9 protein-coding genes and 2 pseudogenes are annotated in these 9,243 nt (G+C 57.5%); all 11 read right to left on the reverse strand.

Annotated elements, in window-relative coordinates:
- Positions 1–81: 81 nt before the first annotated feature.
- Positions 82–999 carry a hypothetical protein gene (locus FS320_RS32325; RefSeq protein ID WP_152738701.1) on the reverse strand — a complete coding sequence of 306 codons (918 nt, stop codon included), beginning with the start codon at positions 997–999 and terminating at the stop codon, positions 82–84.
- A 14-nt stretch (positions 1,000–1,013) separates the two neighbouring features.
- Complete coding sequence (locus FS320_RS32330) at positions 1,014–2,255, reverse strand: chemotaxis protein MotC (RefSeq protein WP_152716531.1); 1,242 nt, start codon at positions 2,253–2,255, stop codon at positions 1,014–1,016.
- 21 nt (positions 2,256–2,276) lie between these two features.
- Complete coding sequence (locus FS320_RS32335; RefSeq protein ID WP_152716532.1) at positions 2,277–3,512, reverse strand: MotB family protein; 1,236 nt, start codon at positions 3,510–3,512, stop codon at positions 2,277–2,279.
- A gap of 6 nt (positions 3,513–3,518) precedes the next feature.
- Complete coding sequence (locus FS320_RS32340) at positions 3,519–4,163, reverse strand: hypothetical protein (protein ID WP_152716533.1); 645 nt, start codon at positions 4,161–4,163, stop codon at positions 3,519–3,521.
- Positions 4,163–5,800 (reverse strand): flagellar basal-body MS-ring/collar protein FliF, encoded by a 1,638-nt coding sequence (gene fliF / locus FS320_RS32345; protein WP_152716534.1) that lies wholly within the window; start codon positions 5,798–5,800, stop codon positions 4,163–4,165. The genes FS320_RS32340 and fliF overlap by 1 nt, the downstream gene beginning before the upstream one ends.
- A gap of 120 nt (positions 5,801–5,920) precedes the next feature.
- On the reverse strand, positions 5,921–6,658 hold the full coding sequence (gene fliP / locus FS320_RS32350) for a flagellar type III secretion system pore protein FliP (protein WP_152716535.1): 738 nt from the start codon (positions 6,656–6,658) through the stop codon (positions 5,921–5,923).
- A gap of 72 nt (positions 6,659–6,730) precedes the next feature.
- Positions 6,731–7,240, reverse strand: coding sequence for a flagellar basal body-associated FliL family protein (locus FS320_RS32355; protein ID WP_152716536.1), 510 nt, complete (start codon positions 7,238–7,240; stop codon positions 6,731–6,733).
- Between the two features lie 24 nt (positions 7,241–7,264).
- Positions 7,265–7,963: a flagellar basal body L-ring protein FlgH gene (flgH, locus tag FS320_RS32360; RefSeq protein WP_152716537.1), complete on the reverse strand. Its 699-nt coding sequence runs from the start codon at positions 7,961–7,963 to the stop codon at positions 7,265–7,267.
- Positions 7,960–8,472 carry a MotE family protein gene (locus tag FS320_RS32365; protein WP_152716538.1) on the reverse strand — a complete coding sequence of 171 codons (513 nt, stop codon included), beginning with the start codon at positions 8,470–8,472 and terminating at the stop codon, positions 7,960–7,962. Before FS320_RS32365 ends, flgH begins: the two co-directional genes overlap by 4 nt.
- A pseudogene (locus FS320_RS32370) lies at positions 8,469–9,056 on the reverse strand (flagellar basal body P-ring protein FlgI); the annotation flags it as partial. The gene FS320_RS32365 and the pseudogene FS320_RS32370, both read right to left, overlap by 4 nt.
- A 45-nt stretch (positions 9,057–9,101) precedes the next feature.
- Positions 9,102–9,243 (reverse strand): annotated as a pseudogene (locus tag FS320_RS32375) (ATP-binding protein); the annotation flags it as partial.

Here is a 9,243-nt window from a genome sequence, read left to right on the forward strand (position 1 = left end):
GGAAGCGTAGAATGGTTCATGGCGGGTGGGTTCTCCCAGAAATGAGGCGGATCGGATTCAACAACCAAATCCTAAGTCATCTCAGGCACTTGAGCTACACCCGCCAACCCTCCATGAATTTTCCGGGTTAGCGAGATGCTGGAGTGTTGAAGGAGGGAGAGAAGCGATTTCCGCTTTCGACCCGGCGATCGTCGACAGCTTTTGCATCTCTGAGCGATTGGAAATACGGCCCGAAGAAACGTCTTTTACAGTTCCCTGTTCTTCGCCCCTTCCTGCGACATCTGCTTCGACAGCCATATCGGTCGAGGCGTGAGCTAATCCCTCGCCGGCAGGTGGCTGAAGGCCCTTCACCCCAACGCCCTTGATTTTCCCGGTAAGCAGATTCTCAGATGCCGGGATTGCCTCTTTGTTGTAAACCGCCGTGCCTAATTCCGTTGGAGCGATGCTTAGCCCTTCAAAGATGGGTCTGAAATGCGTTTCCTGATTTTGAACCGACACTGCGAGCTTGGATCCCAATCCCGAATTTGCTGGACTTAGCTCGCCCACATCCTGCGGCGGCATGGACAGATGGGCTGATGCAAGAGATGCGCTCGATTGTGCAGCATCGGCATCGCCAGCATTAGCGGTTCGCGCCAGAATGCGAGGGAGGAGATTCTCGAGAATTGAGAACGCAGGGCTTCCGGATTGGAGAACTGACGTACCTGCAGAATTGTCACTCGGCGCCACCTCAGGCAGGAGAGCCTGCAGCGCATCGCCATCGGCCGCATCCGACTCCAGATATGCCATGTTCGCTTCGTTGTCTGGAATGTTTGTTTTCTGCTGAGATGCCCCTACACCCTCCTTCTGCGACTTTCCTGAAAAGCCGTCCAGGAGTGAACCGAAGTCGGACGAGGCAGCGTTTCCACTGCTCTCCTGGGCGTCTGGATTCAGAGATGCGTTGCGCGACGGGGTGTCCACAAGCCTCGGCGTTGTCTGTGACAGAAGATCTAATCGGCTCATCGGCTTGTATACGCCTAATTCTTAATCAACTTGTCGACGCGACTTAGGGCGTCACGTGCTTTGGATAGCGCCTGAAGCTGTTCCAGCCCTTGCGCAGGAGCGGAAACGTCCATCGGCCGCTCGGCTACGACCTTGACCGACTCCGTTCTCGCTTCAGCGACCTGCTGCGACTGAATCTCGGGCATTTTACGTATCTGGCCTGCCATTGCGAGAGCGGAATCCAGCAAGCCCAGATCGCTCGCCGCAAGAACGGTCCGGTCGAGACTGCGAAGATCGTTGACGGCACCATCGATGGCCTGAGGCGATGTGATCAACGATGCCGCGCGGTAGAGCTTTGCTCTTGCGGCGCTCATCCTGTCTGATCCCACCAGCTCCTGAGCCTTGTCGGCCAACAATCGGGCCGATGTGGTGAACCCCTGTTCAATCGATGAACGTGCTGCCAAAAGGTAAAGATCGCGCCTTGCATCCAGCTCAAGCTCGGACATCATCGCCACGAGGCCTTCAAACCGCGAGGACTCCTTCCCGAAGTCAATTCGCGTCAGCGCGGAGGCCAGCCTCTGCCTGAAGTTGCCGGAGTAGATCGAATGACGATAGCGTCGCAGATAGTCAGTGGCGAGGGTCTGGAACTTTTTCATATTGTTGGTCTGGCTCGCCACGAAGACCTGCCTGCGCAAGGCTGCCTCTTCAAGAAGGGTGCCAGGCGCCTGAAGTCGGACGAAGTCCAGCAACTCGTCTGATTTCGCAGCATCCTTCCGCACAACGAGAGCCGATTGAACCAAGGCCAACTGCGCTCCCAGAGTAGGAGGAAGGGAGCGAGGGTCCAAGGATGCGAGCGCATTCTGCGCAGCCTCCTCTCTACCCTCGACATAAGCCAGTGCGCCTTCGATTAATGGCCGGTCATTCTCTGCAATGACCGAGGAGCCTAATTCCAGAAGCTTTCTCAGTATCCCTGGATTACCGCCACTGAGGACGAAGGAGACCGCGGCTCGGGAATTCTTGCTCGTCTGCCAGGTCTCCGGCTCCAGATCCATGAACCTGTCGTCCAGGATCCCCAGCAGGCCACGCTGCCCGATATGAGCCTCGGTGGACCCGATCGCAATCTGGTCCTGCATCAGATGCAAAGTACGCACGAGCTGAACAGGGCTGGGACCGGTGGCGGGCTGAACGTTCTGCTCTACAGTTTCCTGTGAAGGCGACGTACTCTCGGCCACCGCCGCTTCCGCAACGAGGAGCAAAGAAATCGCAATGAGCGGCAATGAAAGACCTTTCATCGGTGATCACTCCTGCAGAAGGATCTCAACCCGGCGGTTTTGATCCGCATTCGGATCGCTCGGGATCTTCGGCTCACGATCTGCATGACCCTCGACCCGCACGATTCTGCTCTCGTTCAATCCACCACGGACGAGCATGTAGAGCGCCATCTGAGCCCGCGCGTGGGACAGCCGCCAATTGTCATAATTGGCTGATTTGAAAGGCCGAGCATCCGTATGTCCCCGGATGACGATCTTGCCCGGGCGGGACTGCAGAACTTTTGCGATCTCCGCCATCGCGCGCACAACCTTTGCATGCGGTTCGGCCGAGCCCACGGCAAACATCGTGAAGTCGAAATCATCCGTCAGGCTGATCAGGGTTCCAGCACCGGTCCGGCGAACTTCAATATGCGGCTGCGGCGAGAGATCCTTCGCCGGTTGAACAGCTTTCAGGATTTCCCTCTTCAACTCTGCCGCCTTCAGATCCGCCATCGTCGCTGCGTTCGGTTCTATATTCGATGCCTGACGCCCGGGATCGGAAGTTGTGCCATTCTGCTGCTGCTCCTGGCTCTCGTCAGGCGTCCGCGCCTTGACGGAGGCTTTCGGATCCGACTTGCTGCCAGCCGGAGATTTCTGGCTCAAAGCAGCAACCGCATCCATGACAGCCTTCGAAGGAGCCGGTGCTGCCGTTCCCGGCTTCGATGGTGTATCCGTCTTCAGTTCCTCGACCGGCGCGACCTGCCAATACAGGGGATCGAAGGGATCCCTGAAGGCCTCTCCTGCCTTGAGGCCAGGCACGTCGCTCTCGCCCGGCGTGACATCGGCGCCGAGCGTATCGTGAGGGTTTGCTTCGACCTCATCAGCGATCTTGGCGAGAACGGCATAAGGATCCTGGAAGAGAGCACCCTCCTTGAATCGTGGCTTCTGGAGTTGATGAGACTTGCCCCCTGTCCCCTCGCCACTTCCCTTTTCCTTCCCGTCCTTGGTGTTGTCCGTTTCATTCTCGGGAGGAACATTCTGAGGGTCGTCGAGCCCCTTCTTGTTTGGGGTCGATTCGGCCAGCTGAACTGGGTTGAAGTAATTGGCAACGCCGCTTCGGGTCTCTTCGTCAGTCAGGCCGATGAGCCACATCACGAGGAAGAATGCCATCATAGCCGTCATGAAGTCCGCATGAGCAATCTTCCATGCGCCTCCTTTGACGACATCCTCACCATCGTCGCTTCTTCGGACGATGACGATCTCCTGCTTATCTGAATTCGCCATCAACCATCAGCCTTCTAACGCCTGGGCCAGACGGACCGACCAGGAATTCAGTTGCGTTTGAACAAGCGTATCTTGCGTCGCGACACGAATCTCAACGTGTTCGCTCGAAAAAAACTCGATCGAACTCTCATAATGTCCAAGATGTGATTTCATGGCTGTGAGCAGATCTTCCGGTCCAGAAATCTTCAAAAGACTCGCGTCACGACCTGAAAGTAACGTTGCAAGAACATCCTTGAACTCAGCAAGAGTTTGCTGACGGAAAGCTTCCGAAAGAAAAGGCCTGAGGATATTTGCAATCCTCTCCGAGAGATTTGCTTCGATGTGCTCGACCGCCGTCGCGATCTGGGCTGACATCTGAAGAGCCTGCTGCTCAACCCAGATCGTACGCTGATCATTCATATCCTCTAGATGGCGGGCCTTCTCAGCCGCAATGGCATCCTCAAACTCTTTGCGCGCGATCTCTCTTTCCTCAGCCCGGACTCTTGCTTCTACCGACTTAATGAATTCCGCCTGGCGATCGACGACAGGTTGCTGTGGCTCCGGATCCGTCTCGGGCGTAACCTTGACGGCGCGCAGAAGACCGATTCCCGAAGACTCGCGAGCGATTGGACTTGAGAAGTCCGCCAAAAGGCTGGCTATCGTCCCTGCCATTACGCAGCCTCCCGTCCGAGCCATTGTTTCAGAACGGCCGCAGCCTGCTCCTCACTGAGTTCGATGATCTGCTCCAGTTTCCGTTGCGGAGTCCGCGGCATCTCGATCAAGTTCTGTTCATCCGCTTCGGAAGTAACCTGCAAAGCGGTCTCCTTGCTGGCTTCAAGAGCCTCCTCAGCTTCGGCCGCAGCCAGCGCCGCCGCCTGCTCACGCTGGAGCTCGAGCTCAGCCTGGTGTCGGGCCATGAGCATTCGAACAGCGGGGCGCAACCCGAACCAGATCATCATGGCGCACAGAGCAAGGATCGTCAGCGCGTTTATGACCGTTCCAAACTGACGCATGAGGATTTCAGTCAGTGACGGACCCGACACAGGCTGAAGCATTCCGCCATCGTCGACGAAGCTGACGGCGGCAACCTTGATCTGATCGCCACGGGACTTGCTGAAGCCCGTTGCGGACGATACAAGCTGCTCGATCTCTGCGACCTTTGCGTCCATCTCGGCAGGCGTTGCATTTTCGCCGAGCAGCGATGTGATGCGGGACTTGTTCACCAGAACGGCAACGGAGAGATTCTTGATCTGATAGCCGTCGCTGATCGTCTGAACTGTCTTGGACGAAATCTCGTAGTTCGTCAGCTCTTCGCGTCGCTGGTTGTCCTCGCTCGCGCTGTCGCTCGAATCGGCTCGGACGCTTTCATCGGGCAGGTTCTGCTGAACAGTAGTCGGCTTCTGGCCGCTCTTGTTCTGCGAAACCTCGGTTTCCTTAATCGTACGCGTCGAGCGCTCGACTTTCGATTCTGGGTTGAAAATCGTTTCGTTGGTGCTGACCTTATCCGTGCTGAGGCGAGCAGCCACGCTGATTTCGAAATTGCCAGTTCCGAGATATGGTGCGAGTGTGCGGCGCACATTGTCCTGGATTTCCAGACCAACGGTCTTCTCGAGCTTAGCCATCTTACCGGTCGAGGCATTTGAAGCATCATCGCCGGACATAAGAAGCGTGCCATCCGTGTTCATGACGGTGACCTTCTCAACCGCCATCCCCGGAATAGCTGCCGCGACGAGATGCCTGATGGCCTGCGCGGACGATGTGTCATCGGAGGGGGCGGTGCGGATGACGACCGAGGCGGAAGGCGGCTGCTGCTCGCGGCGGAATGAACCGCGATCCGGCAGAACGATGTGAACGCGTGCAGCCTTGATGCCCTTCATACCCTGTATCGTGCGGGCAAGCTCGCCCTCGAGAGCCCGTACTTTGGTGACCTCCTGCATGAAGGATGTGAGACCGAGCGAGCCGAGGTCGTTGAAGAGCTCGTAGCCAGATTTCGTGCTGTGCGGCAGTCCCTTCTCGGCCAGCAGCATCCGCGCCTGGGCCGTATTGCCATAGCTGACGAGGAGGGCCGTTCCGTCGGCGCTCACATCGAAAGGAATGCCTGCATCCTTCAGGACTACTCCCATACGCCCGACATCCTCTCGGTCAAGCCCCGTATAGAGTGTCTCTTGCGCGGGCCGGCTGAGGTAATAGGCGCCGATACCGACGGACAGAAAAACAGCAAGACCGATCGCGGCCAAGGCAGCCAGGCGGCGAGCGCCCAGCAGCATCAAACTACTCCACAGTCTTTCGGCGTGTTGACGACCAGGCATAAAGAATCTCGGTACTGGTAAGAGGTGTCGAGATCACTTGTGCGTCGCCAACCTTGTGCGAAGGTTGCTGCTTCTCCGTTGGCGTCCAAAATTTGTGCGGTGCAGTAGAATGAAGGGCGCTCAGAAATACGATCTCACCAAGCCACTCACGAGAATGTTCCATCCATCGATGAGGACAAAGAACAGGATCTTGAACGGTAGCGCCAGGACGGTCGGGGGCATCATCATCATGCCCATGGACATCACCAGGGTTGCCACAATCATATCGATGACGAGGAACGGCAATGCGATCAGAAAGCCGATCTCGAATCCTCGCCTTAGTTCGGAGATCATGAAGGCCGGAATCAGGATCCGGAGGTCGATCTTCTCGCCCTCATTGGGCTTGGGGTAGTTGACCGCGGCCAGATCGCTGAACATCTGGAGATCCTTGGGCCGGACATGGGTCAGCATGAAGTCGCGGAAAGGCTCCGTTGTCCTGGTGAACGCCTCTGCCTCGGAAATGCGATTCTCCGTCAGCGGCCTGACCCCGTCATTCCAGGCCCGGTCGAAGGTCGGACCCATGACGAAGAAGGTCATGAACAAGGACAGGCTGATCAGGAAAAGGTTGGCAGGAGTGCTCTGAAGGCCGAGACCGGAGCGCAGGAACGAGAAGGCGACGACGAACCGGGTGAAGCTGGTCACCATGATCAGCATGCCAGGAGCCAGGGACAGAACAGTCAGAAGGACGACAAGCTGAATGATCCGGCCACTGACCGCGCCATCGCCGGCGGGAATGAGAGACTCGAGGCCGGCAATCTGAGCGTGAGCACTCGTTGCCGCTAAAAGGAATGCACTGGTGAATATAAAACGTAGAGGCATCGGTCACTATGTCTTTCAGGAAAGTAGAGAGGCATTCACCAAACGAATTGCGAATGCGACAAAGACTGCATCCTACTGAACAATCAGGGTTTCAAGCACCAGCTCTTGGATCGCTCCCTTTGAGCGCAGTCTTGCCCGCTCGTTGAGATCCTCCCGCAAGTGAAGGAGGCCGCTCGGGCCTTGAATCTGCGCCAATGACATGGTGCGGATATAGGACAAGATGTCCTGCCTCGTCTCGGACACCAATACGTCGGGATTTTGCTCGTCACCCGGCTTAAAAACGATGGACGCCTCGAGCCTGACCCAATCGCTTTCCGAGCCTGCCAGATTGGTCACGACAGGAGCGAGCTTTTTGAGCGTAATGCTGCCCGTATAAGGGCTGGCGACCTCAGCCTTCTGCGGCAAAGCCTTGTACTTTTCCTCGACCTGCTTCTCGATCCCGGACACCATGACCAAGCCAAACCCACCGCCGATGGCAGCGGACAGGAGGGTCAGGAGGCCGAGCGTCAGGAGCCATCGGAGCGATCCCTCCTTGCTCGGAACGGTTCCGGAAGGCGCTGGAAGTTCTAAGGCCTTGGCCATTCTTCTCTCGTCCCAATGATCTGACTAGAAAGGTGCCACGACGTCGTAGATCTGTTGTCCATAGGCAGGCTGCTGGACCTCCATCAGGCGCCCGCGACCACCATAGGACACGCGAGCCTCCGCGATCTTGTCGTAGCCGATCGTGTTCTTCGGCGAGATGTCCCTCGGCCGCACGATTCCGGCAATGTTGAGGACGCGGACTTCGAAATTCACGCGCACTTCCTGCGATCCGCTGATCACGACGTTCCCGTTCGGAAGGACCTCATTGACGATTGCCGCAACGGAAAGACGCAGTTTTTCCGATCGATCGATCGTTCCCTGTCCGGTCGATGATGATGACGAATCGACACCGACATCTCCGGTGCCGTCAGCGTTCCATCCCTTGAACGAAAACGCATAATCCAGCCCGGCACTGATCGAGGACTGCCGCGATCTATCGCTTGCATTGTCGAATTCGGCCTTATCGTCGATCTGGATGTTGACCGTGACGATATCGCCAACCTGCCTTGCCCGGGGACTCGTAAAGAGGTCGGCGCTGGCATTGCTCCAGGTGGAGTTTGCCGCACTCCGGCCGCTGGCCTTGAACAGGTGAGGGAGAGGCTCCCTTTCGACGGCGATGCCGGACCCAACGGGTGTCATCCCTGGCTCGCGTCCAAGATCCTCAGGTCTCGTCGCGCAAGCGCCGAGGAAGCACAGGCCAGCAATCAGGATAAGACGTTTCAATTCTGCCTCACGGTGTTCTTGTCCCGCTTTGGAGCATCGGTGATGACATTCGCCAGCTGAGCGGCGCGCCCCGGCTCCATTTCATTCAGGACGGCGCTCGCCACTCGTGGGTTGAGCTTGGCGATGACGGCCGCCGCTATCTCTTCGTCCATATTGGTCAGCTGCAATGCAGCGGCATCCGGGCGCATGCGCGAATAGATCAGGACGATGGTCTCGTCCGCCTTCTCCAAGACCTCATTCCGGCGGCGCAGCCACTCCTCATACTCGGCGCGCTTGGCTTCATGGACCTTGAGGCGACCCTCGATTTCCTTTTCCATATCGGCAAGAGCCTGCTTCTGAAGAGCGAAGCGCGTGTCGGATGCCGCATCGGCAATATTGGCGCAGTACTGGTTGTTCTTGATGTCCGCTTTGACATCCTGCGCCAGGACAGTCTGGTGTGCAGTTGTCCCGAGAAGCGCGCCGGCGAGCGCCATTGGCAGGAGGGCTTTGACGATCGTGGATTTGGTCATTGGATCACCAGTTCTGCTTGAAGGGCGCCGGCCGTTTTCACTGCCTGAAGAATAGCAATCACATCGGACGGCTTAAGACCCATCTGGTTGAGCCCCTTGACGAGCGTCTGCAGATCCGCTCCCCGGACAATGGCAAGCGGCACCCTATCCTCTGCAGCCGTGATCTGAGTACGCGGCACAACGACGGTCTGTCCCATGGAAAATGGATCAGGCTGAGACACTTCAGGAGTTTCGGTCACTCGGATCGTCAGAGCTCCGTGTGTGATTGCCACCGTCGAGATCTGGACGTTCTTCCCGATCACTACCGTTCCGGTCCGTTGATCCACGACAATCCGGGCCGGCGTGTCCGGCCTGATTTCAAGGTCGCCCAGTTCGGCAATGAAGCGGGTCGCCGCGACATTCTTCGGCTTCTGCAAGACGACCGTGCGGTAATCGCGCGGCGATGCGACGCGGACCCCATACCGTTGCTGGGAGTACTGATTGATCGCATCGGTGATCATCGTGGCAGTCTTATAGTCAGGATTTTTGAGCTCGAATGCCAAAGGTCCGACAGTTGTCAAGCGACACCGAGATTTACGAGATAAGGCGACATCCAGTTTTACGACGGCTCAAGCGTGAGCCCGCTGGAGAGCCTCCTCCAGATCCCGCAGGCGATAGCTGCGCCCCTTGATGTTGAGAACATGCGCTCGGTGCAGCAGGCGGTCGAGGATGGCCGTGGCCAGCACCTCGTCGCCGGCCAGCAGCTCGGTCCACTCCCGGATGCTCTTGTTC

It is taken from the genome of Microvirga tunisiensis, assembly GCF_009296175.1.
Taxonomy (GTDB): Bacteria; Pseudomonadota; Alphaproteobacteria; order Rhizobiales; family Beijerinckiaceae; genus Microvirga; species Microvirga tunisiensis.

Excerpts from the sequence above, each read along its gene's own strand:
- FS320_RS32325 (WP_152738701.1), bottom strand. The coding sequence starts at position 999 with ATGAGCCGATTAGATCTTCTGTCACAGACAACGCCGAGGCTTGTGGAC.
- FS320_RS32335 (WP_152716532.1), bottom strand. The coding sequence starts at position 3,512 with ATGGCGAATTCAGATAAGCAGGAGATCGTCATCGTCCGAAGAAGCGAC.
- FS320_RS32340 (WP_152716533.1), bottom strand. The coding sequence starts at position 4,163 with ATGGCAGGGACGATAGCCAGCCTTTTGGCGGACTTCTCAAGTCCAATC.
- fliF (WP_152716534.1), bottom strand. The coding sequence starts at position 5,800 with ATGCCTGGTCGTCAACACGCCGAAAGACTGTGGAGTAGTTTGATGCTG.
- fliP (WP_152716535.1), bottom strand. The coding sequence starts at position 6,658 with ATGCCTCTACGTTTTATATTCACCAGTGCATTCCTTTTAGCGGCAACG.
- FS320_RS32355 (WP_152716536.1), bottom strand. The coding sequence starts at position 7,240 with ATGGCCAAGGCCTTAGAACTTCCAGCGCCTTCCGGAACCGTTCCGAGC.
- FS320_RS32365 (WP_152716538.1), bottom strand. The coding sequence starts at position 8,472 with ATGACCAAATCCACGATCGTCAAAGCCCTCCTGCCAATGGCGCTCGCC.